Source organism: Escherichia sp. 93.0816 (assembly GCF_013368855.2).
Lineage (GTDB): Bacteria > Pseudomonadota > Gammaproteobacteria > Enterobacterales > Enterobacteriaceae > Escherichia > Escherichia ruysiae.
Genome location: NZ_JABWNC020000020.1, coordinates 18,264 through 42,904 on the forward strand (window position 1 = coordinate 18,264; position 24,641 = coordinate 42,904).

Below are 24,641 nucleotides of genomic sequence, written 5' to 3' on the forward strand. Positions count from 1 at the left end.
ACCTGCAGAAGTTGCGATGTCAACAAAGCGACCATCACAGTGTTTTGCATCTCACACTGCTATGACAAAAAATCTTTTGATAGGTTCCCAATAGGCTCCCACAAAACACATAACCAATTGTTTTTCAAAAACGATACATCCTATCGAGCATCGGGGCAATGGAGAAACGGTATGCGGGATAAGCGGTTTGTGATTCTGCTGACATGGCGTTTTTTTAAGCACCTGGTGAATTGGGGGCGCTACTATAGCATAACGAATATGCGATCAGGCAATGCGGCAGCTATGACGCCCTGTTCTCGGCGTTTAAATGAGAACTATGGTAAAGTAAGGACATTCTTAACCCCACTTTGAGGTGCCCAATGGAAAAGACCACAACGCAGGAGTTATTAGCGCAGGCTGAAAAACTCTGTGCGCAGCGTAATGTGCGCCTGACCCCGCAGCGCCTTGAAGTGTTGCGCCTGATGAGTCTGCAGGAAGGGGCAATCAGCGCCTACGATCTGCTTGATTTACTGCGTGAAGCAGAGCCGCAGGCCAAGCCGCCAACGGTTTATCGCGCGCTGGATTTTCTACTTGAGCAAGGTTTTGTGCATAAGGTGGAATCCACCAACAGCTATGTGCTCTGTCACCTGTTCGATCAACCAACACATACTTCAGCTATGTTTATTTGCGATCGCTGCGGCGCAGTGAAAGAAGAATGTGCGGAAGGTGTGGAGGACATCATGCATACGCTGGCGGCAAAAATGGGTTTTGCCCTGCGGCATAATGTGATTGAAGCACATGGATTATGTTCAGCATGTGTAGAAGTAGAAGCGTGTCGTCATCCTGAACAGTGCCATCATGACCACTCTATTCAGGTGAAAAAGAAACCTCGTTAAGAGGGCGTACATCCTTGTACACGTCGGGCAGGAGGGATTAATTACCAGCGGTATTCATTGCGGGTTTCCCAGTCCACGACCTCTTTCTCTGCCTGATCTTTCTGGTAACCGTAACGTTCCTGGATTTTACCCACTAACTGATCACGTTTACCTTCAATGACCGTCATATCATCATCGGTCAGTTTGCCCCATTGCTCTTTCACTTTACCTTTGAACTGTTTCCAGTTACCGCCGACTTCGTCTTTATTCATATTCAAGTCCTCATCGTTAGGTGGTGAATGAGAGTACGCTCGCTTTTCTTCTGAACGTGGGATTAAGTGTAGTCAGGAATTTGGCTTAGGATTATTTATTCAGAATATTTAACCGTCACGTTCCGGCAAACCAGGTTCCGTTGCGCCAGTGACGACGCCAGATAGCCGCCAGAGAAAGCCCGCGCAGCGCCAGAAAGACGGTTAACGCCAGCCACAAACCATGATTACCCAACCACGGCAACGTGAGGAGCGTAAGAGCAAACCCTGCTGCTGCCACCGCCATACTGTTTCGCATTTCGGCGGCGCGCGTTGCACCTATAAACATGCCGTCCAGCAGATAACACCAGACACCGACCAGCGGTAAAATGACCTGCCAGATAAGATAGCGATCGGCCAGCTGCTGAATCTGGGTTAATGACGTCAGCAACGCAATGATGTGTTCCCCTGCCAGCAAATAACTCACAGAAAACAGCAACGCTACGATCCCCGACTGGCGGCACGCTGCGCGCCAGACATCCAGTAACTGGCTCCCGTCGCGCGCACCGTATGCCTGACCTGAATGCGCTTCAACCGCGTAGGCAAAACCATCCAGCGCATAGGCGGTAAAGGTGAGTAGCGTCATCAGAACCGCGTTAACGGCGATAATGTCACTCCCCAGTCGCGCGCCAAGTACCGTTATCGCACCAAAACAGAGTTGCAGCAGCAGTGAGCGCAGCATGATGTCGCGGTTAAGCGCCAGCAAGCGACGGAAGTTCCCTCGCCAGGCTGTTTTCAGCATTTCGCCGGAAATTCCGCGTAGTTTGAGGATTTTACGCACCATTAGCAGACCAATCAGCAATGTTGCATATTCCGCAATAACCGTCGCCAGCGCCGCGCCCTGCACGTTCATATGCAGCCCCATCACCAGCCAGACATCCAGCACAATGTTGAGGATATTGCCGACCACTAACAAAATTACTGGCGCACGGGCATATTGCACGCCGAGTAACCAACCGAGTAATACCAGATTCGCCAGCGACGCAGGTGCGCTTAACCAGCGGATTTCAAGAAAGCGCCGCGCCTGTTCCAGGACTGCTTCACTACCGCCAACAATATGCAGCGCCAGATCGATAATCGGTGTACGCAGCAGCGCAATTAACGCCCCAGCCCCCAACGCCAACAGCAACGGTTGCACCAGCGCACAGGCTAATGCCTGAGGATTTTTGGCACCATAAGCCTGCGCAGTCAGCCCGGTAGTGCTCATGCGCAAAAACAGCAACAGCATAAAGAGAAAGCTGGTCGCCGTTGCACCAACCGCCACGCCGCCCAAATAAACCGGGCTATCAAGATGACCGATTACCGCCGTATCGACCAGTCCCAGCAACGGAACGGTGATATTGGAGAAAATCATGGGTAAGGCGAGATGCCAGAGTGCTTTATCAGATGAAGTGAGGAATGCCATGCAGACAAGCCTGATGAAGAGAGATGAAAAACAAACCGCGACGCCTGGCGGCATCGCGGTCTCAGAGATATGTTACAGCCAGTCGCCGTTGCGAATAACTCCAACCGCCAGCCCTTCAATGGTGAAGCTCTGCTGACGAAGGTCAACGACAATTGGTTTAAACTCGCTATTTTCTGGCAACAGTTCGACTTTATTGCCCTGTTTTTTCAGTCGCTTAACGGTAACTTCGTCATCAATACGTGCGACAACGACCTGACCGTTACGTACATCCTGAGTTTTATGCACTGCCAGCAAGTCGCCATCCATAATGCCGATATCTTTCATCGACATCCCGCTAACGCGCAGCAGGAAATCAGCATTCGGCTTGAACAAGGAAGGATCGACCTGATAATGACCTTCAATATGCTGCTGCGCCAGAAGCGGTTCACCGGCAGCCACACGACCTACCAGCGGCAACCCTTCTTCCTCTTCCTGCAACAGACGAATCCCGCGTGATGCGCCGGAAACAATTTCAATTACGCCTTTGCGTGCCAGCGCCTTCAGATGTTCTTCAGCCGCGTTTGGGGAACGGAACCCCAAACGCTGCGCGATTTCCGCACGCGTCGGCGGCATACCTGTCTGGCTGATGTGATCACGAATGAGATCAAACACCTCTTGTTGCCTGGCCGTTAACGCTTTCATTCCGCCCCCTGGGTGTATATACAGTTATGCTGTGAGTATATACAGCAAAAGGCGATTTTGGAACCATAAACTACACAATAAACCAGAGATTTATCGAATTCTGGAAGGGTTATCCAAAATGTGACCATAACAGAATGACCCAGGTTGCCACAGCGACGATAATCGCGATCAGCACCGCTGCGGACCCCATATCTTTTGCCCGCCCGGAAAGCTCGTGGTATTCAGAGCCAATACGATCAACCACCGCTTCGATGGCGCTATTGAGAATTTCCACAATCATCACCAACATAACGGAGCTAATAAGCAGTACGCGGGTAATCGCGTCCACATCCAGCCAGCAAGCGATGACCACCGCCAACAATACCGCCACGCCTTCCTGACGGAATGCCGCTTCGTTGATCCATGCAGCGCGTAAACCTTTCCAGGAATAGCCAGCGGCTTTGATAATTCGAGTGAATCCAGTGGTATTATTGGCCATTGAAAGAACCTTTTTACATTATGAGCGTCAATATCAGTGTACCGTTGAATCCGATGATTCCGGTAGCGTAGCGCCGCGCGAAACATGAGCGGATACCACAGAATTTCCCATGACTTTCTGCTATCCTTCCCGCGCATTTGCATTATTAACCAGAGGCTTTACATCGTTTATGTCCGGCTGGCCACGAATTTACTACAAATTACTGAATTTACCATTAAGCATCCTGGTAAAAAGCAAGTCTATTCCGGCAGCTCCTGCCCCGGAACTGGGGCTCGATACCTCTCGCCCAATTATGTACGTTTTACCGTACAACTCAAAAGCGGATTTGCTGACGTTGCGCGCCCAGTGCCTGGCGCATGACCTGCCTGATCCATTAGAGCCGCTGGAGGTAGACGGCACGCTACTGCCGCGCTATGTGTTTATTCATGGCGGGCCGCGTGTTTTCACCTATTACACGCCGAAAGAAGAGTCTATCAAGCTGTTCCACGACTATCTCGATCTGCACCGTAGCAACCCAAATCTGGATGTGCAGATGGTGCCGGTATCGGTGATGTTTGGTCGTGCGCCAGGACGTGAAAAAGGCGAAGTAAACCCGCCACTACGTATGCTCAACGGCGTACAGAAATTTTTCGCCGTACTGTGGCTTGGTCGCGATAGCTTTGTGCGTTTCTCGCCGTCAGTTTCGCTACGCCGCATGGCTGATGAACACGGCACAGATAAAACTATCGCCCAGAAACTGGCGCGTGTGGCGCGTATGCACTTTGCCCGTCAGCGTCTTGCTGCCGTGGGTCCACGCTTGCCTGCTCGTCAGGATTTGTTCAATAAGCTACTCGCCTCGCGTGCAATTGCCAAAGCGGTAGAAGATGAAGCACGCAGCAAAAAAATCTCCCATGAAAAAGCGCAGCAGAACGCGATTGCGCTGATGGAAGAGATTGCGGCGAATTTCTCTTACGAGATGATCCGCCTGACTGACCGTATTCTGGGCTTCACCTGGAACCGGCTCTATCAGGGCATCAACGTCCATAATGCCGAACGCGTTCGCCAGCTGGCTCACGACGGTCATGAGCTGGTGTATGTGCCATGCCACCGTAGCCACATGGACTACCTGCTGCTCTCTTACGTGCTGTATCACCAGGGGCTGGTGCCGCCGCATATCGCTGCCGGGATCAACCTGAACTTCTGGCCTGCCGGGCCGATTTTCCGCCGTCTGGGTGCGTTCTTTATTCGCCGTACTTTTAAAGGCAATAAACTCTACTCTACTGTCTTCCGTGAATATCTCGGCGAACTGTTCAGCCGTGGTTATTCCGTTGAGTACTTTGTGGAAGGCGGTCGTTCGCGTACAGGGCGTTTGCTTGATCCGAAAACCGGCACGCTGTCGATGACCATTCAGGCGATGCTGCGTGGCGGTACACGTCCGATTACGTTGATTCCGATCTACATCGGTTATGAGCACGTCATGGAAGTGGGTACTTACGCCAAAGAACTGCGCGGCGCGACGAAAGAGAAAGAGAGCCTGCCGCAGATGCTGCGCGGTTTAAGCAAGCTGCGTAATCTCGGTCAGGGGTATGTCAACTTCGGTGAACCGATGCCGTTGATGACCTATCTCAACCAGCACGTGCCAGACTGGCGTGAATCTATTGACCCTATCGAAGCTGTACGCCCGGCCTGGTTAACGCCGACGGTCAATAACATTGCTGCCGATCTGATGGTGCGCATTAACAACGCAGGCGCGGCTAACGCCATGAACCTGTGCTGTACTGCGCTGCTGGCGTCACGTCAGCGTTCACTCACTCGCGAGCAATTGACTGAGCAGCTTAATTGTTATCTCGATTTGATGCGCAACGTGCCTTACTCCACGGACTCTACCGTTCCTTCAGCCAGCGCCGGTGAGCTGATTGATCACGCGCTGCAAATGAACAAGTTTGAAGTCGAGAAAGACACCATCGGCGACATTATCATTCTGCCGCGTGAGCAAGCGGTGCTGATGACCTACTATCGCAACAACATTGCGCATATGTTGGTTCTGCCTTCGCTGATGGCAGCAATTGTGACGCAGCATCGGCACATCTCCCGCGAAGTATTGATGGAGCACGTCAATGTGCTTTACCCAATGCTAAAAGCGGAGCTGTTCCTGCGCTGGGAGCGTGACGAGTTGCCGGGCGTTATTGATGCGCTGGCGAATGAGATGCAACGCCAGGGGCTGATTACGCTGCAAGATGATGAGTTGCATATCAATCCGGCGCACTCCCGCACGCTTCAGTTGCTTGCCGCAGGTGCGCGCGAAACGCTGCAACGTTATGCGATTACCTTCTGGCTGTTGAGCGCCAACCCGTCGATCAATCGCGGTACGCTGGAGAAAGAGAGCCGCACTGTGGCACAACGTCTTTCCGTGCTGCACGGCATCAACGCGCCGGAGTTCTTCGACAAAGCGGTGTTTAGTTCTCTGGTGCTGACGCTGCGTGATGAAGGGTATATCAGCGACAGCGGCGACGCCGAACCAGCAGAAACGATGAAGGTTTATCAGTTGCTGGCGGAGTTGATTACGTCCGATGTGCGCTTAACGATTGAGAGTGCGACGCAGGGCGAAGGGTAACTGGTGAGCGTTGCCGGATGTATCCGGCCTACCATGACCTGCAAATTCAATAAATTGCGATGTGTTATGGAGGCCTGATAAGCGCAGCGCATCAGGCAGCTTTTCCCAGAAAAAAAGCCGGATGACCATGACCATCCGGCTTTTTTACATCATCAGAAATGCCAGTAACTCATTGCCAGCCCTAAAAACAGTACCAGGCCAACATAGTTATTATTCATAAACGCTTTAAAACAGGCTTCACGCTCGCGATTGGCAATCAGTTTTTGTTGATAAACAAACAGCGCGCCCGCGACCAGAATTGACCAGTAATATCCCCAGCCTAATCCATTTAACTCACCAATAATCGCCATCAGTACCAGTACGCCAACCTGCAAAATGCCAATAATCAATTTATCGTATTGACCAAACAGAATCGCAGTGGATTTAATGCCAATCTTCACGTCGTCGTCACGGTCAACCATCGCATACTGCGTGTCGTAAGCCACCGCCCACAGAATATTGGCGAGGAACATTAACCAGCAGCTTAACGGCACCGATTCACTCACAGCGGCAAAAGCCATTGGAATCGACCAACCAAACGCCGCCCCCAGCACTACTTGCGGTAGATGGGTGTAACGCTTCATAAACGGGTAAACCCACGCCAGCACCAGCGCGGCAATCGACAACAGAATAGTCATCGTATTCAGCGTCAGCACCAGTAAGAACGAAATTAGCACCAGCACGACAAACAGCGCGCGCGCCTCTTTCTCCGTCACGGCGCCACTGGGAAGCGGTCGGTTTGCCGTGCGCTTAACATGACCATCAAACTTACGGTCCGCATAGTCATTCACTACACAACCGGCTGCACGCATCAGCCAGACGCCAGCGACAAACACCGCCAGGATCCAGAGTTGGGGAACACCGGGTGTCGCCACCCATAGCGCCCATAAAGTTGGCCAGAGCAGCAGTAACGCACCAATTGGCTTATCCGTACGCATTAAGCGGTGAAACGCCAGCAGCTTATTTTGCGTCAGACTCCACTCCATATTTTTTTCCTCTTAGTACAACGGTGATGCCGGTAAAAACAGTTCGGTCAGCAGCAGCGGCTTACCACTTAATCGCAGGCGGGAACGTCGCCCCCAAAGTCCGGCATCACGGCCTATCTCAATAAAGTCACGGGTTAATGTCGATGATGTAAACAGATAGCGTCCTAACGGCGTTTTGCCCAATTTTTGTAACGCCAGCTCGGGGCCGCTTAACGTTGACACAGGAACGACGGTACGCCCGGCGAGCCAGGGTTCTCCATCAGCGCATAACAAAATCTCACGTAACCAGTAACGGGATTCTTTCGGCAACAGCGGTAATTCTTCGGGGATTTCATTCTGCTCGACAAACCCTTCGCGGATCATCGTCACGCTCACCGTTTTTCCCTGCTGTTCAAAACGTTTGGTCATGGAATCTTCCAGCAACAACCAGTCGAGCAGTTGCGGTTCCAGCGCAGGGATCTCTGCAAAATAGCGCAGCGCACGCAGTTGCGTTAACGCGGGGTGTGACATGCCGAACTCTCCGTTACATAACGTAAAGGCATTGTATCGCAGAAAAGCGTTAACGGGAGATGTAAAGCATATTAAGTGATCTAATACGCAACAATAACGCAACAATCACAGGAAGGAGAGAAAAAAAGGTGCGCCCGAAGACGCACCAGTTGTTGCAAAATCAGCACTGTGGGGCGTAATTACCCCTTGCCTTTTACACTGCTGATAAAGGTGGAACGGGCAGATGTCGAACCCAGGCGTTCAGCTTCATCAAGCAGTTTTAACGCCTTATCAACATCACCTTTCGCGACAGCGTTTTTAATCGCGGTATTAAAATAACTTTCCGTGTCGTTGAGCATAGGTTCACTTTTCTTCGCCGGTGCCGGAGCAGGTGCGGCTGCGGCTGGTGCCGCCGTGTTGCCTACCGTAACCGGAGCCGGAGCGGAAGAACCAAATAGAGGCCCCACCAACACGCTGGAGCTGGAGTTGGTTTTCACTTTCAGTTTCAGCAGACCATCAGTGGTATGACGAGCAACCGGGTCTGGAATATCCGGCACCGAGTTACCGACGCCTTTGGCATAGGCTTTTGCCGGATCGAGCAGTTGCGTCGTCTGCTGGAGATCTTTTTCAGTGGTAAAGACCAGTACATAAAGTTTTTGCTGCCCCAACGCCGGTGTCAGGCGCATAACGCCTTCCAGACGATCAGCACTCATCACACCCGGTTCCTGGTAGGTGAAATAACTGCTGGGGAAAAAGGCCGATGGTGTCATGTTCTGATCAAGAATCAGCACGTTCGGCGCAAATACGCTGGTTTGTTTGTTCACTTCACTGGTCAGCGTCAGAGTCAGCTCGCCAATGTTTGCCGGGACGCTGTATGCGGCGACTGAACCGCTGATGCCAGGGACGTTCAGTTGTTGCCCGCCAGTCGCCAGTTGGGTGGTCTGGGTTTTAGATTGATCGACTGGCGTCCAGGTTAATTGTTGCAGCGCGGCAGATGGAATGGCTGGCGCATCGCTGGTGTTTTGCGGCACGTAGTTAACATCGGCAAGGCTGATTCCAGGCGCGCTTGCCAGCAACCCTGCTGATAAACAGAGGGCGATGAGACTTTTATTCATTTTCATTGTTTTCACCTCAAAATCTGGAGTTCAGCGGTAGCCAGGCAATAGCGCGCTTAACCCGATAATCAGAGGGGCTTACGCCCCTTATAGATAATGACAACCCGTTTTATGCCGGATGCGGTGCAAGCACCTTATCCGGCCTACACATTGCTATTACCACCAGATTTCCATCTGGGCACCGAAGGTCCACTCATCGCTATCACCGCGACCGAAGCTACCGCCTTCGAAATTCGCCGGAACAGCTTTGCCGTAGTTCGGGTTGGAAGAGGAGCTACCGTTGTAGTCATAACCCCATTTCTCATCCCACTTGGCGTAGGTTGCGAAGACACGAATAGCCGGGCGTGACCAGATGCTGTCGCCAGCCTGCCATTGTTGTGCGAGGGTGATTTTGTACTGATTGTTCTTGTCGCCAGTACGCTGGGATTCGACGTTGTCGTAACCCACTTCCAGCAAGGTACTCATGATAGGCGTCCACTTGTACATTGGACGAATACCGACGGTCCACCATTTGGTGCCGTTGTCGTTATCCCAGTTGATATCCTGGTACATACCCACGTACATCATGTCCCAGTTGTCGCCCATGGAGATCGCACCGTGATCGAGGATACGCAGCAGGTGACCGTTATTGTTGATATTATAGGCAAATTTTTCGTTATCAAACGCAACGCCAGAACCCTGCGACAGACCTTTACCCTGCGAGGTCATCGAGTCAGTAGCGTACTGAACAACAAACTTGTTGAAGCCTTTCAGGATGCTCTGGGTATGCTCGGCAGTGAACATCCAGCCATCTTTCGATGCGCCATCAACCAGACGATAGTTATCACGCAGGTTAGCGCGACCGTAGTCAACACCCAGCTCCAGGGTGCCGCCCGGGTTGATTTCCATCTGCGCTAAACGCACGTCGAAGACGTCGTTCGCTGTCTCGTTGGTATAGTCATAGATATTGTTGCTGGCGAAAGAAGAAGAACCGCCCGCTTCAGAAGAACGCGTTGCTGCCAGAGAAAGTTTACCGAAGCCAACGTCGATGTTTTCCAGACCGGCACCAGGACCAGAAATATCCCAGTAGTAGAAGTCGATCATATGAACGTCATGACGCTGATAGAAACGCTTACCGGCCCAAATGGTGGCACCAGGCAGCCATTCAATCAGGTTTTTCCCCTGCACGTTCGCTTCACGGAAGGCCGGATCGGTGGCTTCCCAGTCATTCTGTTGTGCTACGGAATAGGCCACGTTAGTGTCGAAATAGAAGCTCTTATCGCCCTCTTTCCACACTTCCTGACCCAATTTTAATTCAGCATAAGTTTCACATTCGTTGCCAAGACGGTATTTACTTTGAGCGCCAGTGGTCTGGAAACACTGTTGTTCACCGCCGCTCCCTGTCCAGCCGATCCCGGAACGAGCGTAACCGTGGAAATCCACAGCCATTGCCTGAGCAGACATTACGCCTGCTGCGACGGCAACCGCCAGAGGAAGTTTGCGCAGAGTAATCATCATTCTATCTCCTGAGTCATTGCTTTTCTTTTTTCACATCGCCTGTTACAGGCTTTGTGTCTTTTGTAGGGGTGCTTAAACGCCCGGCTCCTGATGCAGTCGACGACATGCAGTGCCATCCTCACGGAACAGATGGCAACGCTCTGGCGGCAGGCCGATAGCGAATGTGGCACCTTCTTCTACCAACACCACGTCAGACTGGCGGTACACCAGGTTTTGACGAATGGAAGGGATCTGGATATGAATTTGCGTTTCGTTGCCGAGCTGCTCGACCACCTGAACTTCACCCTCAAGGATGACGTCGGCGATATCGCTTGGCAGTAAATGTTCCGGGCGAATGCCCAGCGACATGTTGGCGCCGACCTGAACGTTATGGCTTTCAACCGGCAGCCAGACCTGCTGGAGGTTTGGCATCGGCAGCTCAACCTGGACTTGATCGATTGCAACGGCAGTTACTTTCACCGGCAAAAAGTTCATCTTCGGTGAACCGATAAAACCGGCGACAAAGCGGTCGGCCGGATAGTGATACAACTCAAGCGGCTTCCCGACCTGCGCCACGCGACCGGCGTCCAGCACCACGATTTTGTCGGCCAACGTCATCGCTTCGACCTGATCGTGGGTGACGTAAATCATCGTGCGACCCAGGCGTTTATGCAGACGGGAAATTTCGATACGCATCTGTACACGCAGCGCGGCGTCAAGGTTAGAAAGCGGTTCATCGAGTAAAAACACGCTTGGCTCAGCCACCAGCGTACGACCAATCGCCACACGTTGACGCTGTCCGCCGGAGAGCGCCTTCGGTTTGCGATCCAGCAAATGCGCCAGTTGCAGCACTTCCGCCACCTGGTTAACACGCTGGTTGATAACCTCTTTCTTCGCGCCTGCCAGTTTCAGGCCAAAAGACATATTTTCTGCCACAGACAGATGGGGATAGAGCGCATAGGACTGGAACACCATGCCGACGCCGCGTTCTGCTGGCGGGGTGTCGTTCATTCGTTTTTCATCGATGAACAGGTCGCCGCTGGTGATCGTCTCAAGACCGGCAATCATGCGCAGTAAAGTGGATTTACCGCAGCCAGATGGTCCGACAAACACCACGAACTCACCTTCGTGGATGTCGAGGTTGATATCTTTCGATACCACCACATCCCCCCAGGCCTTCGTTACATTTTGTAGCTGTACGCTCGCCATGCCCTTCTCCCTTCGTTACAACCTGTCATCGACAGCAACATTCATGATGCAGTGACTATGCGTCATCGGAAGATGGCTTAAATCCTCCACCCCCTGGCTTTTTTATGGGGGAGGAGGCGGGAGGATGAGAAGATGGGGTCTGCATAGTAATCCGAGGGAAAGTAAGGAAATTCGTGATATTGCTTGCAAAAAACACGGCAATTTTGTGTGCGCCTTACCGCAATACTGCCGTTTCTGCGATGCAGATCACATAAAACGCAGGTGGGGCGTAGGGGCAAGGAGGATGGAAAGAGGTTGCCGTATAAAGAAACTAGAGTCCGTTCAGGCGTTTTCACAAGCACTTCACCAACAAGGACCAGAGATTATGAAAATAAAAACAGGTGCACGCATCCTCGCATTATCTGTTTTGACGACGATGATGTTTTCCGCCTCGGCTCTCGCCAAAATCGAAGAAGGTAAACTGGTAATCTGGATCAACGGCGATAAAGGCTACAACGGCCTCGCAGAAGTGGGTAAGAAATTCGAGAAAGATACCGGAATTAAAGTCACCGTTGAGCATCCAGATAAGCTGGAAGAGAAATTCCCTCAGGTTGCGGCCACTGGCGATGGTCCGGACATTATTTTCTGGGCGCACGACCGCTTTGGCGGCTATGCCCAATCTGGCCTGTTGGCTGAAATCTCCCCAGACAAAGCGTTACAGGACAAGCTGTATCCGTTTACCTGGGATGCTGTACGTTATAACGGCAAACTGATTGCTTATCCGATTGCCGTTGAAGCGTTATCGCTGATTTATAACAAAGACCTGCTGCCGAACCCGCCAAAAACCTGGGAAGAAATCCCGGCGCTGGATAAAGAACTGAAAGCGAAAGGTAAGAGCGCGCTGATGTTCAACCTGCAAGAACCGTACTTCACCTGGCCGCTGATTGCTGCCGACGGTGGTTATGCGTTCAAGTATGAAAACGACAAATACAATGTGAAAGACGTTGGTGTGGATAACGCTGGCGCGAAAGCGGGTCTGACCTTCCTGGTTGATCTGGTTAAAAACAAACACATGAATGCGGATACTGATTACTCCATCGCAGAGGCGGCCTTTAACAAAGGTGAAACGGCGATGACCATCAACGGTCCGTGGGCATGGTCCAACATTGATACCAGCAAAGTGAACTACGGTGTGACGCTGCTGCCGACCTTCAAGGGACAACCTTCCAAACCGTTCGTTGGCGTTCTGAGTGCAGGCATTAACGCTGCCAGCCCGAACAAAGAACTGGCAAAAGAGTTCCTCGAAAACTACCTGCTGACTGACGAAGGGCTGGAAGCGGTAAATAAAGATAAACCGCTGGGCGCCGTGGCGCTGAAGTCTTACCAGGATCAGCTGGCGAAAGATCAACGCATTGCCGCCACTATGGATAACGCCAAGAACGGTGAAATCATGCCGAACATCCCGCAGATGTCCGCCTTCTGGTATGCCGTGCGTACCGCAGTGATCAACGCCGCCAGCGGTCGTCAGACTGTTGATGCCGCGCTGAAAGATGCACAGGGTCGTATCACCAAGTAATGCTGTGAAATGCCGGATGCGGCGTGAACGCCTTATCCGGCCTACGAAACCGAAGCATATGTAGGCCTGATAAGACGCGTCAGCGTCGCATCAGGCGGTTGTTGTCGGAGCGGCGTAAATGCTTCATCCGACCTGGAAAAACGAACTGTACGTAAGCCTGATAAGACGCGTCAGCGCCACATCAGGCAGTTGTTGCCGGATGCGGTGTAATCATTTATCCGTCCAGGAATGAGGAAGAACCCCATGGATGTCATTAAAAAGAAACATTGGTGGCAAAGCGACGCACTGAAATGGTCAGTGTTAGGTCTGCTTGGCCTGCTGGTGGGTTACCTTGTTGTTTTAATGTACGCACAAGGGGAGTACCTGTTCGCCATTACCACGCTGATTTTAAGTTCTGCGGGACTGTATATTTTCGCCAACCGGAAAGCCTACGCCTGGCGCTATGTTTATCCGGGAATGGCAGGAATGGGATTATTCGTCCTCTTCCCTCTGGTCTGCACCATCGCCATTGCTTTTACCAACTACAGCAGCACTAACCAGCTAACTTTTGAACGCGCCCAGGAAGTTCTGTTAGATCGTTCCTGGCAAGCTGGCAAAACCTATAACTTTGGGCTTTATCCCGCAGGTGATGAGTGGCAACTGGCGCTCACCGATGGCGAAACCGGTAAGCATTATCTCTCCGACGCCTTTAAATTTGGCGGCGAGCAAAAGCTGCAACTGAAAGAAAGCGCCACACAACCTGAAGGCGAGCGCGCAAATCTGCGCGTGATTACCCAAAATCGTCAGGCACTGAGCAACATTACCGCCATTCTTCCAGATGACAACAAAGTGATGATGAGCTCCCTGCGCCAGTTCTCTGGCACACAACCGCTCTACACATTGGGCGATGACGGTACGCTGACCAATAACCAGAGCGGCGTAAAATATCGTCCGAATGACCAGACCGGCTTTTACCAGTCCATCACCGCCGATGGCAACTGGGGCGACGACAAACTCAGCCCCGGTTACACCGTGACTACCGGCTGGAAAAACTTTACCCGCGTCTTCACCGACGAAGGCATTCAGAAACCGTTCCTCGCGATTTTCGTCTGGACCGTGATGTTCTCACTGATCACTGTCTTTTTAACGGTTGCAGTCGGCATGGTGCTGGCCTGTCTGGTGCAATGGGAAGCGTTGCGCGGCAAAGCTATCTACCGCGTACTGCTGATTCTGCCCTACGCGGTGCCATCGTTTATTTCCATTTTGATTTTCAAAGGATTGTTCAACCAGAGCTTCGGTGAAATCAACATGATGCTGAGCGCGCTGTTTGGCGTGAAGCCCGCCTGGTTCAGCGACCCTACTACCGCGCGGACGATGCTGATTATCGTCAACACCTGGCTGGGTTATCCGTACATGATGATCCTCTGCATGGGCTTGCTGAAAGCGATTCCTGACGATCTGTATGAAGCCTCAGCGATGGATGGCGCAGGTCCATTCCAGAACTTCTTTAAAATCACGCTGCCGCTGCTGATCAAGCCGCTGACGCCGCTGATGATCGCCAGCTTCGCCTTTAACTTTAACAACTTCGTACTGATCCAACTGTTGACCAACGGTGGCCCGGATCGCCTTGGCACCACCACGCCAGCCGGTTATACCGACCTGCTCGTTAACTACACCTACCGTATCGCCTTTGAAGGCGGCGGAGGTCAGGACTTCGGTCTGGCGGCAGCAATTGCCACGCTGATCTTCCTGCTGGTAGGCGCGCTGGCGATAGTGAACCTGAAAGCCACGCGAATGAAGTTTGATTAAGGGAGATAACAAAAATGGCAATGGTCCAACCGAAATCACAAAAAGCACGTTTGTTTATTACTCACCTGCTACTGCTACTTTTTATCGCGGCGATTATGTTCCCGCTGCTGATGGTCGTCGCAATCTCGCTGCGCCAGGGGAACTTCGCGACAGGCAGCCTGATCCCGGAACAAATCTCGTGGGATCACTGGAAACTGGCGTTAGGCTTTAGCGTTGAACAGGCCGATGGTCGCATTACGCCACCGCCATTCCCGGTACTGCTGTGGCTGTGGAACTCGGTAAAGGTCGCCGGGATTTCCGCGATTGGTATCGTGGCGCTCTCCACCACCTGCGCCTACGCCTTCGCCCGTATGCGCTTCCCAGGCAAAGCGACGCTGCTGAAAGGAATGTTGATTTTCCAGATGTTCCCGGCGGTACTCTCACTGGTGGCGTTGTATGCGTTGTTTGACCGTCTGGGTGAGTACATTCCGTTTATCGGTCTGAATACCCACGGCGGCGTTATCTTTGCTTACCTGGGCGGGATTGCGCTGCACGTCTGGACGATTAAAGGTTATTTCGAAACGATCGACGGCTCGCTGGAAGAAGCGGCGGCGCTGGACGGTGCGACACCGTGGCAGGCCTTCCGCCTCGTACTGCTGCCGCTGTCAGTACCGATTCTGGCGGTGGTGTTCATCCTGTCGTTTATCGCTGCCATTACTGAAGTTCCGGTCGCGTCGTTGTTACTGCGTGACGTGAACAGCTACACCCTGGCCGTGGGAATGCAGCAATACCTCAACCCGCAAAACTACCTGTGGGGAGATTTTGCCGCCGCTGCCGTGATGTCTGCATTACCGATCACCATCGTCTTCTTGCTGGCTCAACGCTGGCTGGTCAACGGCCTGACGGCAGGTGGTGTGAAAGGTTAAAGATGTTGTTCTGCCAATGTTATGCCGCTGCACCCTCAACTTACGTTATCCCAACTTGTGACTGTTATTCGGCGCTCCCTGGAGCGCCTTTTTTTACTCCCGCTTCAGCCGCTTCGAATTACACAGCCATAGTGTGATCACCAGTAACAGGATCGCTGCCGAGTAGATCAACACATCCAGCGGTGATTTATGATCGACGATGATCAAGCGCACAATGGCGGTGATCCCGATATAGACAAAGTAACGCAAGGGAAAGTGAAAACCGGACTGGAAGTACTTCACAATCAGGGCGATAAATTCGAAATAGAGAAAGTAAACCACCAGCCCTTCCACCAGCTCATATTTGCTGGTTTGTTCTGGCGCGAACAGCACATCAGCCAGATGCACCGTTTCTTTGCCGAGGAATACGACCAAAATCAGGCCGAGGCACAACAGGCCAAGATTGAGTACGGTCTGCAAAATGGTGGAGATAAACTCCACGCGCGGACGAGATAACGACGTCATAACAGCCCTCCAACTCTGTGGCGAGCTTCCTGTATAACGCAAAAATGTGACGGGGATCTATATTTTTTGTGTATGTTTTGTTCAACCTGGTGTTAGATGGCGCCTCCCGCCGCATCCGGCAAGACAAACCACACCATAGCCTGTACTGCAAAAATCACCCATTCAGGTGATTCCCAGCCACCAGCAATACGCGAAAAATCGACAATGTTCCTCTGGAACAAATGAAACGTAACCTGATAAAGGTGGTAAAAATGAAGCCTTATTTTGCTGCTTTGTTGTTATCAGTCTCTGTTCTTCCTGCTTATGCTGGTCCGCTCGGTACTGCTGATAAAGCCGACCTACCGCAAAGCAATGTCTCTAGCCCAATGATGGCCCAGTCGCTCAGGCAACCAGACCTGCAACCGATATCGACGGACAGGAAGACAGAATGTTTTCGCCTTTACACACCAGATCGCAAACCGGGGGTGAACTGCGTTCCTGATGGCTCGACAGGCCATTAAGAATGAGGGTGCCAGAGATTGCGAAAACTGGCACCTTTCCCATGACTTAGCGGAAATTCACGCTTCGGTCGCTGGTCATGTCATACAACTGGAACTTACGCCCAAGTTGCTGACCACCGTCACGCGTCAGCGGCGTCCAGCCAATTGCCGCACGGCTGCGTGTCGGACCAGACGAGAAGAGATCCAACGGTACAGAGACATACACGCCTTTGGTGAAGTCCCCTTCGCCGTACTCCTCTTTCGAAACGTTGGTGATCGTGGCATAGCCGCCAACCACCACGCCGCTGTCAAAGCGTTTAGCGATCTCCAGCGTGCCGCCTTTATCGCCTGCCAGATACTGCCCGACGCTGGCTTTCACTAACACATCCTGAGCGAAAGATGGCGTCCAGTAGGCGGTCAGATGTCCGGTTTTCACGCTGTAGTCGGTGAATTTCATCATATCTTTTGCACTACGCCAGTCGCGCTGTTTAACGTAGTTGGCATCCAGACCAAACGCCCAGTTGCTGTCCAGCGGACGATACAACACCTCTGCCCCCGCGCCGCCAAACATGGTTTCGAGATAACCGCCGTAGACCTGACCGTAAAAGCCGTTGCCCAGATACTGGAAGTAGTTGGCTTGCAGGTTATTCACATAGACATCGTTCTGCACATACTCGCGCACATGGGTACGAACGCGCGGTAAGTGCGAGTCCTGCGGTGGATTGGTGTAGTTAAACTTGTCGTAATTGTTGGCAAGGTTAGCAAACAGGCTGCCGGTGGTGAGCAGATGGTCCGTCAGCCACAAATCCGCCGTTCCCATCACGCCCAGTTGGTACATGTAAAAGTTTTCCGGGCCACCGACCGACTGGTTCAGCACCGGATCGATATGGAAATCAAAGCGCGATTTGTCGATATACCAGCCCTGCTCGGTGGACTGCGGAACCACCGGCTCGACGCGTTTTTGCGCCAGCTTCGTTTCATGCCCAAGCGGCTCGCCGGCGAGATGGTTTTTCAGGCTGGCGACATCGGTTTCCGTCGTCACCTGCGGCATGTTAAGGCGGTTTTCCGTGATACGGATCGTTTTGATCCCATCTGGCAGATCGTTCATCACGATCCGATTAGCACGGATGATCCCTTCGCGTGAATCCCGATATTTCACCTGCTCGCCGGTAACATACAGCGTATCACCTTTCGCCTGGATCTGCGGATCGGCCAGTCCGGCGTTATATTTCAACAGTGTTAGCTGATTCGCCACCACCGAATGCTGCAAAATGGCATCCTGTGGCTGCGGTTGATATTGCGGTCGGGCGTTATCGTTGTACGAAGGACGTAGATCGTTAAAGTTGGTGCGCAGCGTAACGCCAAACATAAAGGTGTTACCGCGTTCATAGCTAAGGTTAACGTCGGCCCAATCGGTAACGCGATAAATCGCCCCGACGTTAAACTTACTTTTTTGTTCCAGCTTCCCGGCAAAATCCTGCTGATAATTATTACCCTCGTACTCCAGTTTCAGGCGCAGCGGCTGCCAGGGAGTCTGGTATTCCACACCGCCAAACAGTGAGGCCGGGCCGTGGAACATCTGGCTGCCGTCGATAGATCCCGCCTGTTTATAGCTGTTATCGCGATAGCAATATTTATCACTGGCTGAACAGAGCGGATTTTTCACGTTACCGCTGGTGCCCAGATATCCCCAGCCCAGGCCGAGCGTAAAATCGAACGGCCCCCAGGCTTTGCTGGCGACCAGATATTCCGCATCAAACAGCCCCGTACCGCCGATATCCCGCGCACCAACCGCTATCTGCGGCAGCCAGTAACTCTCTTCCCACAAACGCAGTTTGAGATCGAAGGCTTTATCTTTATACGTTTGATCGCCAGAGAACGCTTCGACGCTGCTGTACTGCCGGGTGCGCACATCGGTGTAGCGCAGCGTTGTTTCCAGCCACGGGAAGAGTTGCACTGAAGCAGAGTAATAACGGTACTGATCGTTATCGCGATAGTTCAAACTCAACTCCCCTTCCCGCGCCATACGGGCGGTAGGCGTTTGTAACAGACCGACGCCGCCGAAGTCCGATTGCGATGGGCCAATAGGCGCTGGATACGTTTCACCGTAGCAGGCCGTGCTAATGCCCAGCGCCAGTAAGCTAAGCAGATGTCTTTTTTTCATTATTGGGGTATCCGCTGCGTCAGAGTCTGAAGAATGTCGGCGTTCAGGGCATCGGGCGTCTTACTCCAGGCGGAGTCCGCGAGACCAACATAAATAATGCTGCCGGGCATCGGCTCTACGTGACGCTTGTTCCAGTAAGCCACCGGCGCTTTTTGCGTTCGTCCATCCGGATAAACGACCCACGCGTAGCTGCGATCTGCACCGCTAAGCAGGTTCTGACCGGAGAGATAGCTCGCCACGTCGCGACCTGGAGTGAATGGCTGATTGCCAGGACGACTGATAAGCCCGAACAACGTGACCGTTGACGGCGCGGAACCCACCCACAGCGTGTAATTACCCTGCAACGGCGGGTTACCGCGTTCGGCAACGCGGACGATATCGGGATCAAGATTGATTTTTTGCCTGCCCGTCACTTTCAACGCCTGAATTTGCTGGCGTAAGGCGTTGATCGCTGAGGCATCGTCGGCGCTGGAATCTGCAGTCAGTTCTGCCAGCCGCGTCAACAACGCCTGCTGCTGCCGCAATGCTGCCGCCGTTGCCAGCTCTTCGCTAATCACCGCACCAGGCCACCAGCTATTCGCCAGTCGTGGTTGACCTACCAGATCGATTAAATGCTCTGCGCCCGTCAGCGTTTTGGCCTCACTGCTGCCATTGCTGAACACCTTGACGGTGCCCGCCGCAAAGACCGATGACGCTCCCACGCTCAAAAGCAACGCTGCAATTGTTAGTTTAATCATTGTCTTGCTGCCTTGATGAGAGTGGTTTTCACCGGGAAATAATCCGCGCCGAGATACTGTTCCGACTGGCGAATTTGCCCTTCGCTGTCGATCCAGTAGCGGTTATGCCAGTGCGCCTGGTCGGTAGAGACTTCTTCGTCCAGTACGCGAACTGGGGTTTCATCGCTGCCGACTTTGACGGTATCGGTGCCAGCCCATTTGAAGACTGAGCGTGCGGTGGCATAGCGCACCTGCTGGTACTCGGTCCAGCCCATCGTGCGCGTCCAGGTTGCACCATCAACAATTTGTGCGGGTTTAATCAGCGGGTCGGCGGCAAGGTTATTCACTTCAATCAGGTTGTCGCCGCCGAGCAGAGTTTTCACCAGACGACCATGTTGTGTAACGAGAGTGGCCTGATCCTGAGTGACCCATTTTTGTTGTCCGTCTTCAGCGAAGGCCAGCACCACAAATAACTGCGGCCCGCCATTAAGCTGCATGTACTGGCTGGCGTAGGGCATATTTTGAATATCATCATCCGTCAGCTGTACGCCTGGCGTGCCGAACAGACTGTCCCACAGTGAATTGCCCAGCTCTTTAGTCGTGGCTGAACAGGCCTGTAATAGCAGGCAGATAAGAATGAGTGCAGGTCGCTTCACGACTCTTCTCCAGAGGGGCAGAATAACCACACCGGAGTGTGGTTATGGTTAATCCCCGTCCTACTTCAAGATGCAGATGCGGTGACCGCGCTCGTTCACCCCGGTCACATAGTTATCTATGCTCCCTGGGCCTCACTCACTTGTCGCCTTCCTGCAACTCGAATTATTTTGGGGATACATACGTTATTACTGGGTACTGGTGGTCGTGGTTGTGGTAGTTCCGGTATTAGAACCATCGCCGCCACCGGTTGCCGCGAGCGCGACACCCACCGCTGAGCTTACGGTGCTGACGCTGGTCGCGGAGGAACTACCCGCCGAAACCGACGTTGCTGCCGATCCTGCCGCTTCGCCCACCTGTACAGGTGCAGCCCACGCAGAAGTCGCCGCAAGCGCAGATATGGCAAAAATGCCATACAGAACTTTTTTCATATCAATTTCCCTTCATTAAATGAATGGAGATTTACCCAAAAACATTTCGGGCGGGATTGAGTATACACAACTAAAGCATGTGAATTACGGCGTGGGGAATTAGTGATGGGGTTTTAGGATAATTGGAATTAATATCAATTATATATTTTTTATTATATATAAATAATCATGTTAATCATGGAGTTAAAATAAATACAAAAGCGATTAACCTGCGTATATTCCGAAATAATTACAGACTGAAAATCTATTTTAGGATTAACCTCACGGTATGATTTTCGTTAAATCACAGACAAGAGGATTTATCTGATAAAACAATGCCGACTTATAGTCGGCATTGTTATTAAGGTTATTTAATCAATCGTGCTATGTATTAATTGCCGAATACGATGTACATATCGGCATCGACCTGTAGGCCTGATAAGACGCGACCGCGTCGCATCAGGCACCGGTTGCCGGATGCGGCGTAAACGCCTTATCCGGCCTACGTAGCGACATCAGACATGCACGATGATTAACCGCGCCACGCTTTATAGCGGTTAATCAGACCATTGGTCGAGCTATCGTGGCTGCTGATTTCTTTGTCATCTTTCAGCTCCGGCAGAATGCGGTTAGCCAGCTGTTTACCCAGCTCCACGCCCCACTGGTCAAAGGTGAAGATGTTCAGGATCACGCCCTGAGTAAAGATTTTGTGCTCATACAGCGCAATTAACGCCCCCAGGCTGAACGGAGTGATTTCACGCAGCAGGATGGAGTTGGTCGGACGGTTACCTTCGAACACTTTAAACGGCACTACATAGTCGAGCGTCGCCGGATCTTTACCCTGATCGCGATATTCCTGCTCTACCACTTCGCGGGATTTACCAAAGGCCAGAGCTTCGGTCTGGGCGAAGAAGTTAGACAGCAGTTTCTGGTGGTGATCAGAGAGCGGGTTATGGGTGATAGCTGGCGCGATGAAATCGCATGGCACCATTTTGGTTCCCTGGTGGATCAGCTGGTAGAACGCATGCTGACCGTTAGTACCTGGCTCACCCCAGATAATCGGGCCAGTCTGGTAATCCACGACGTTACCGTTACGGTCAACGTATTTGCCGTTGGATTCCATATTGCCCTGCTGGAAGTACGCCGCAAAACGGTGCATATACTGGTCATACGGCAGAATCGCTTCAGTTTCCGCGCCAAAGAAATTGTTGTACCAGATGCCAATCAGCGCCAACAATACAGGCAGGTTTTTCTCTGCTGGAGTAGTGGAGAAATGCTTGTCCATGGCATGTGCGCCGGAAAGCAGTTCAACGAAGTTATCAAAGCCGATGGAGAGAACAATCGACAGGCCAATCGCTGACCACAAAGAGTAACGACCGCCGACCCAGTCCCAGAACTCGAACATGTTGGCGGTATCAATACCAAACTCGCCAACGGCTTTCGCATTGGTGGAAAGCGCCGCAAAGTGTTTCGCAACGTGTTTTTCATCACCTGCCGCTTTCAGGAACCAGTCACGTGCGCTATGGGCATTGGTCATGGTTTCCTGAGTGGTGAAGGTTTTAGACGCCACCAGGAACAGCGTCGTTTCCGGGTTCACTTTTTTCAGCACTTCTGCGATGTGAGTTCCGTCAACGTTAGAAACAAAGTGCATGTTCAGGTGATTTTTGTACGGACGCAGTGCTTCAGTCACCATGTACGGGCCGAGGTCAGAACCGCCGATCCCGATGTTCACCACGTCGGTGATTGCTTTGCCGGTATAACCTTTCCACTCACCGGAAATAATCGCTTGCGAGAAGGTTTTCATCTTCTCCAGCACCGCGTTAACTTCCGGCATTACGTCTTTGCCATCAACCAGAATCGGCGTATTGCTACGGTTACGCAGCGCCACGTGCAGCACGGCACGATTTTCGGTGCGGTTGATCTTCTCGCCAGAGAACATCGACTTAATCGCGCCAGCCAGATCGCACTCTTTCGCCAGATCCTGCAATTTCGCCAGAGTTTCTTCGGTGATGCGGTTTTTGGAGTAATCCACCAGCATCTGATCGTCGAAGGTTGCGGAGAACTTAGAAAAACGATCGCCATCTTTAGCAAAAAGATCGGCGATCGTAACGTCTTTCATTTCATCGAAGTGTTTCTGTAGTGCCTGCCAGGCAGCGGTCTGCGTTGGATTGATGTTTTTCATTAGCAATACTCTTCTGATATTGAGAATTGTGACTGTGGAAGATTGTAGCGCCAGTCACAGAAAAATGTGATGGTTTTAGTGCCGTTAGCTCAGCTAACTACTGAAGAGGATAAAAAGTATAGACGTTATAAGCACAATTTCTGACCACGCCCGCTGCATGAATAATCCGCATAATCCCGGCGTTGACACACTCCCCTACACCTTTTATTTATAAATACGGTCTGCGCCTGCACCGGTTTCTATTTTGCCTTTGTGCCAAGGTCGCTTCTTTCATTCCCTGACACGAGGTTGTTATGCCCGATATTGTTGTCTCCAAATTTGGTGGTACTAGCGTGGCTGATTTCGACGCCATGAACCGCAGCGCCGACATTGTGCTTTCTGATGTGAATGTTCGTTTGGTTGTGCTTTCTGCTTCTGCGGGGATTACCAATCTGTTGGTTGCACTGGCTGAAGGTCTGGAACCGGTTGAGCGTTTCGAAAAACTCGATGCTATTCGCAATATTCAGTTCGCCATTCTGGAGCGTCTGCGTTACCCGAACGTCATCCGTGAAGAGATTGAACGTTTGTTGGAGAACATTACCGTTCTGGCCGAAGCGGCGGCACTGGCAACATCTCCGGCACTGACGGATGAACTGGTCAGCCACGGCGAACTGATGTCCACTCTGCTGTTTGTTGAAATCCTGCGCGAACGCGATGTCCAGGCGCAGTGGTTTGATGTGCGAAAAGTGATGCGCACCAACGACCGTTTTGGTCGTGCGGAGCCAGATGTTGTTGCACTGGCGGAACTGGCTGCGTTGCATCTGACTCCACGGCTCAGTGAAGGTTTAGTCATCACCCAGGGCTTTATTGGTAGCGAAAGTAAAGGGCGTACTACAACACTTGGACGTGGCGGCAGCGATTATACGGCAGCCCTGTTGGCGGAAGCCTTACACGCATCTCGCGTTGATATCTGGACTGACGTCCCTGGCATCTACACTACCGATCCACGCGTGGTGCCAGCAGCAAAACGCATTGATAGAATCGCTTTTGAAGAGGCCGCTGAAATGGCGACCTTTGGCGCGAAAGTGCTGCATCCAGCGACGTTGCTGCCCGCAGTGCGCAGCGATATTCCGGTATTTGTCGGTTCCAGCAAAGACCCACGTGCTGGCGGTACGTTGGTGTGTAATAAAACCGAAAATCCACCGCTGTTCCGTGCACTGGCTCTGCGCCGTAAACAAACGCTATTAACCCTGCACAGCCTGAATATGCTGCATTCCCGTGGCTTCCTCGCGGAAGTTTTCGGTATCCTCGCGCGGCATAATATTTCGGTGGATTTAATTACTACGTCCGAAGTGAGCGTGGCATTAACTCTTGATACTACTGGTTCAACTTCTACCGGCGATACATTGTTGACGCAATCACTGCTGATGGAGCTTTCAGCACTGTGCCGTGTAGAAGTGGAAGAAGGCCTGGCGCTGGTGGCGCTGATTGGTAACGACCTGTCCAAAGCCTGCGGCGTCGGCAAAGAAGTATTTGGCGTACTGGAACCGTTCAACATCCGCATGATTTGCTACGGCGCTTCCAGCAATAACCTGTGCTTCCTGGTGCCGGGTGCTGATGCAGAGCAGGTAGTACAGAAATTGCATAGTAATTTGTTTGAGTAAACGACCAG

General features: G+C 52.2%; 23 protein-coding genes. 7 read left to right on the forward strand and 16 right to left on the reverse strand.

Going from position 1 to position 24,641, the window contains the following annotated elements; translation table 11 throughout:
- Window positions 1–359: 359 nt before the first annotated feature.
- Entirely contained in the window at window positions 360–875 is a 516-nt protein-coding gene (zur, locus tag HEM79_RS17640; protein WP_000416266.1) for a zinc uptake transcriptional repressor Zur, read from the forward strand.
- A gap of 41 nt (window positions 876–916) precedes the next feature.
- On the opposite strand, the gene HEM79_RS17645 is transcribed toward zur, so the two are convergent.
- The 4 genes from HEM79_RS17645 to dgkA all read right to left on the reverse strand — a co-directional run bounded on the left by HEM79_RS17645 (window position 917) and on the right by dgkA (window position 3,726).
- Window positions 917–1,126, reverse strand: coding sequence for a CsbD family protein (locus HEM79_RS17645; RefSeq protein WP_001030603.1), 210 nt, complete (start codon window positions 1,124–1,126; stop codon window positions 917–919).
- Between the two features lie 115 nt (window positions 1,127–1,241).
- Window positions 1,242–2,567, reverse strand: a complete 1,326-nt coding sequence (gene dinF, locus HEM79_RS17650; RefSeq protein ID WP_176241326.1) for an MATE family efflux transporter DinF — start codon at window positions 2,565–2,567, stop codon at window positions 1,242–1,244.
- Between the two features lie 72 nt (window positions 2,568–2,639).
- On the reverse strand, window positions 2,640–3,248 hold the full coding sequence (gene lexA / locus HEM79_RS17655) for a transcriptional repressor LexA (protein WP_000646078.1): 609 nt from the start codon (window positions 3,246–3,248) through the stop codon (window positions 2,640–2,642).
- A 109-nt stretch (window positions 3,249–3,357) separates the two neighbouring features.
- Window positions 3,358–3,726: a diacylglycerol kinase gene (gene dgkA, locus HEM79_RS17660; protein WP_000002906.1), complete on the reverse strand. Its 369-nt coding sequence runs from the start codon at window positions 3,724–3,726 to the stop codon at window positions 3,358–3,360.
- A 169-nt stretch (window positions 3,727–3,895) separates the two neighbouring features.
- On the opposite strand from dgkA, the gene plsB reads away from it, so the two are divergent.
- Window positions 3,896–6,319 carry a glycerol-3-phosphate 1-O-acyltransferase PlsB gene (plsB, locus tag HEM79_RS17665; RefSeq protein ID WP_176241329.1) on the forward strand — a complete coding sequence of 808 codons (2,424 nt, stop codon included), beginning with the start codon at window positions 3,896–3,898 and terminating at the stop codon, window positions 6,317–6,319.
- 152 nt (window positions 6,320–6,471) lie between these two features.
- On the opposite strand, the gene ubiA is transcribed toward plsB, so the two are convergent.
- The 5 genes from ubiA to malK all read right to left on the reverse strand — a co-directional run bounded on the left by ubiA (window position 6,472) and on the right by malK (window position 11,633).
- Window positions 6,472–7,344 carry a 4-hydroxybenzoate octaprenyltransferase gene (gene ubiA / locus HEM79_RS17670; RefSeq protein ID WP_000455232.1) on the reverse strand — a complete coding sequence of 291 codons (873 nt, stop codon included), beginning with the start codon at window positions 7,342–7,344 and terminating at the stop codon, window positions 6,472–6,474.
- Between the two features lie 12 nt (window positions 7,345–7,356).
- Window positions 7,357–7,854: a chorismate lyase gene (ubiC, locus tag HEM79_RS17675; RefSeq protein WP_000019214.1), complete on the reverse strand. Its 498-nt coding sequence runs from the start codon at window positions 7,852–7,854 to the stop codon at window positions 7,357–7,359.
- Between the two features lie 179 nt (window positions 7,855–8,033).
- Entirely contained in the window at window positions 8,034–8,954 is a 921-nt protein-coding gene (gene malM, locus HEM79_RS17680; protein WP_176241325.1) for a maltose operon protein MalM, read from the reverse strand.
- A 150-nt stretch (window positions 8,955–9,104) separates the two neighbouring features.
- Window positions 9,105–10,445 carry a maltoporin LamB gene (gene lamB / locus HEM79_RS17685; protein ID WP_000973648.1) on the reverse strand — a complete coding sequence of 447 codons (1,341 nt, stop codon included), beginning with the start codon at window positions 10,443–10,445 and terminating at the stop codon, window positions 9,105–9,107.
- Between the two features lie 72 nt (window positions 10,446–10,517).
- On the reverse strand, window positions 10,518–11,633 hold the full coding sequence (gene malK / locus HEM79_RS17690; protein WP_000179159.1) for a maltose/maltodextrin ABC transporter ATP-binding protein MalK: 1,116 nt from the start codon (window positions 11,631–11,633) through the stop codon (window positions 10,518–10,520).
- A 364-nt stretch (window positions 11,634–11,997) separates the two neighbouring features.
- Between malK and malE the strand changes: the two genes are divergently transcribed.
- From malE to malG, 3 genes are all read left to right on the forward strand, one after another.
- Window positions 11,998–13,188: a maltose/maltodextrin ABC transporter substrate-binding protein MalE gene (gene malE / locus HEM79_RS17695; RefSeq protein WP_000695404.1), complete on the forward strand. Its 1,191-nt coding sequence runs from the start codon at window positions 11,998–12,000 to the stop codon at window positions 13,186–13,188.
- Between the two features lie 243 nt (window positions 13,189–13,431).
- The gene (gene malF / locus HEM79_RS17700) at window positions 13,432–14,976 is read left to right on the forward strand and encodes a maltose ABC transporter permease MalF (protein WP_176241324.1); all 1,545 of its coding nucleotides are present in this window, start codon (window positions 13,432–13,434) and stop codon (window positions 14,974–14,976) included.
- Between the two features lie 14 nt (window positions 14,977–14,990).
- Entirely contained in the window at window positions 14,991–15,881 is an 891-nt protein-coding gene (gene malG / locus HEM79_RS17705; protein ID WP_001252052.1) for a maltose ABC transporter permease MalG, read from the forward strand.
- 93 nt (window positions 15,882–15,974) lie between these two features.
- Here malG and psiE read toward each other — a convergent pair whose 3' ends face one another.
- Both psiE and HEM79_RS22730 read right to left on the reverse strand, forming a co-directional pair.
- Window positions 15,975–16,385, reverse strand: a complete 411-nt coding sequence (psiE, locus tag HEM79_RS17710; RefSeq protein ID WP_000202902.1) for a phosphate-starvation-inducible protein PsiE — start codon at window positions 16,383–16,385, stop codon at window positions 15,975–15,977.
- Between the two features lie 92 nt (window positions 16,386–16,477).
- Complete coding sequence (locus HEM79_RS22730) at window positions 16,478–16,606, reverse strand: hypothetical protein (RefSeq protein WP_286178618.1); 129 nt, start codon at window positions 16,604–16,606, stop codon at window positions 16,478–16,480.
- Here HEM79_RS22730 and HEM79_RS17715 point away from each other — a divergent pair, their 5' ends adjacent.
- Window positions 16,607–16,885, forward strand: a complete 279-nt coding sequence (locus tag HEM79_RS17715) for a hypothetical protein (protein ID WP_024212568.1) — start codon at window positions 16,607–16,609, stop codon at window positions 16,883–16,885. It begins immediately after the preceding gene.
- A 46-nt stretch (window positions 16,886–16,931) separates the two neighbouring features.
- Here HEM79_RS17715 and HEM79_RS17720 read toward each other — a convergent pair whose 3' ends face one another.
- From HEM79_RS17720 to pgi, 5 genes are all read right to left on the reverse strand, one after another.
- Window positions 16,932–19,028 (reverse strand): YjbH domain-containing protein, encoded by a 2,097-nt coding sequence (locus HEM79_RS17720; RefSeq protein WP_176241323.1) that lies wholly within the window; start codon window positions 19,026–19,028, stop codon window positions 16,932–16,934.
- A complete protein-coding gene (locus HEM79_RS17725; RefSeq protein ID WP_176241322.1) occupies window positions 19,028–19,765 on the reverse strand; it encodes a capsule biosynthesis GfcC family protein in 738 nt (245 codons plus the stop codon). The genes HEM79_RS17720 and HEM79_RS17725 overlap by 1 nt, the downstream gene beginning before the upstream one ends.
- Window positions 19,762–20,400 carry a YjbF family lipoprotein gene (locus HEM79_RS17730; RefSeq protein ID WP_176241321.1) on the reverse strand — a complete coding sequence of 213 codons (639 nt, stop codon included), beginning with the start codon at window positions 20,398–20,400 and terminating at the stop codon, window positions 19,762–19,764. Before HEM79_RS17730 ends, HEM79_RS17725 begins: the two co-directional genes overlap by 4 nt.
- Before the next feature lie 186 nt (window positions 20,401–20,586).
- On the reverse strand, window positions 20,587–20,829 hold the full coding sequence (yjbE, locus tag HEM79_RS17735; protein ID WP_000757333.1) for an exopolysaccharide production protein YjbE: 243 nt from the start codon (window positions 20,827–20,829) through the stop codon (window positions 20,587–20,589).
- Between the two features lie 511 nt (window positions 20,830–21,340).
- The gene (gene pgi, locus HEM79_RS17740; protein WP_000789996.1) at window positions 21,341–22,990 is read right to left on the reverse strand and encodes a glucose-6-phosphate isomerase; all 1,650 of its coding nucleotides are present in this window, start codon (window positions 22,988–22,990) and stop codon (window positions 21,341–21,343) included.
- 293 nt (window positions 22,991–23,283) lie between these two features.
- Here pgi and lysC point away from each other — a divergent pair, with 293 nt between their 5' ends.
- The gene (gene lysC, locus HEM79_RS17745) at window positions 23,284–24,633 is read left to right on the forward strand and encodes a lysine-sensitive aspartokinase 3 (protein WP_001112918.1); all 1,350 of its coding nucleotides are present in this window, start codon (window positions 23,284–23,286) and stop codon (window positions 24,631–24,633) included.
- Window positions 24,634–24,641 lie beyond the last annotated feature (8 nt).

Bases quoted from the DNA above. Each gene is read 5' to 3' on its own strand.
- HEM79_RS17715 (WP_024212568.1), top strand. From the start codon at position 16,607: ATGAAACGTAACCTGATAAAGGTGGTAAAAATGAAGCCTTATTTTGCT.
- plsB (WP_176241329.1), top strand. From the start codon at position 3,896: ATGTCCGGCTGGCCACGAATTTACTACAAATTACTGAATTTACCATTA.
- ubiA (WP_000455232.1), bottom strand. From the start codon at position 7,344: ATGGAGTGGAGTCTGACGCAAAATAAGCTGCTGGCGTTTCACCGCTTA.
- malG (WP_001252052.1), top strand. From the start codon at position 14,991: ATGGCAATGGTCCAACCGAAATCACAAAAAGCACGTTTGTTTATTACT.
- psiE (WP_000202902.1), bottom strand. From the start codon at position 16,385: ATGACGTCGTTATCTCGTCCGCGCGTGGAGTTTATCTCCACCATTTTG.
- malE (WP_000695404.1), top strand. From the start codon at position 11,998: ATGAAAATAAAAACAGGTGCACGCATCCTCGCATTATCTGTTTTGACG.
- HEM79_RS17725 (WP_176241322.1), bottom strand. From the start codon at position 19,765: ATGATTAAACTAACAATTGCAGCGTTGCTTTTGAGCGTGGGAGCGTCA.
- HEM79_RS17720 (WP_176241323.1), bottom strand. From the start codon at position 19,028: ATGAAAAAAAGACATCTGCTTAGCTTACTGGCGCTGGGCATTAGCACG.
- HEM79_RS17645 (WP_001030603.1), bottom strand. From the start codon at position 1,126: ATGAATAAAGACGAAGTCGGCGGTAACTGGAAACAGTTCAAAGGTAAA.
- malM (WP_176241325.1), bottom strand. From the start codon at position 8,954: ATGAAAATGAATAAAAGTCTCATCGCCCTCTGTTTATCAGCAGGGTTG.
- zur (WP_000416266.1), top strand. From the start codon at position 360: ATGGAAAAGACCACAACGCAGGAGTTATTAGCGCAGGCTGAAAAACTC.
- lysC (WP_001112918.1), top strand. From the start codon at position 23,284: ATGCCCGATATTGTTGTCTCCAAATTTGGTGGTACTAGCGTGGCTGAT.
- lamB (WP_000973648.1), bottom strand. From the start codon at position 10,445: ATGATGATTACTCTGCGCAAACTTCCTCTGGCGGTTGCCGTCGCAGCA.
- ubiC (WP_000019214.1), bottom strand. From the start codon at position 7,854: ATGTCACACCCCGCGTTAACGCAACTGCGTGCGCTGCGCTATTTTGCA.
- lexA (WP_000646078.1), bottom strand. From the start codon at position 3,248: ATGAAAGCGTTAACGGCCAGGCAACAAGAGGTGTTTGATCTCATTCGT.
- yjbE (WP_000757333.1), bottom strand. From the start codon at position 20,829: ATGAAAAAAGTTCTGTATGGCATTTTTGCCATATCTGCGCTTGCGGCG.
- malF (WP_176241324.1), top strand. From the start codon at position 13,432: ATGGATGTCATTAAAAAGAAACATTGGTGGCAAAGCGACGCACTGAAA.
- dinF (WP_176241326.1), bottom strand. From the start codon at position 2,567: ATGGCATTCCTCACTTCATCTGATAAAGCACTCTGGCATCTCGCCTTA.
- pgi (WP_000789996.1), bottom strand. From the start codon at position 22,990: ATGAAAAACATCAATCCAACGCAGACCGCTGCCTGGCAGGCACTACAG.
- dgkA (WP_000002906.1), bottom strand. From the start codon at position 3,726: ATGGCCAATAATACCACTGGATTCACTCGAATTATCAAAGCCGCTGGC.
- malK (WP_000179159.1), bottom strand. From the start codon at position 11,633: ATGGCGAGCGTACAGCTACAAAATGTAACGAAGGCCTGGGGGGATGTG.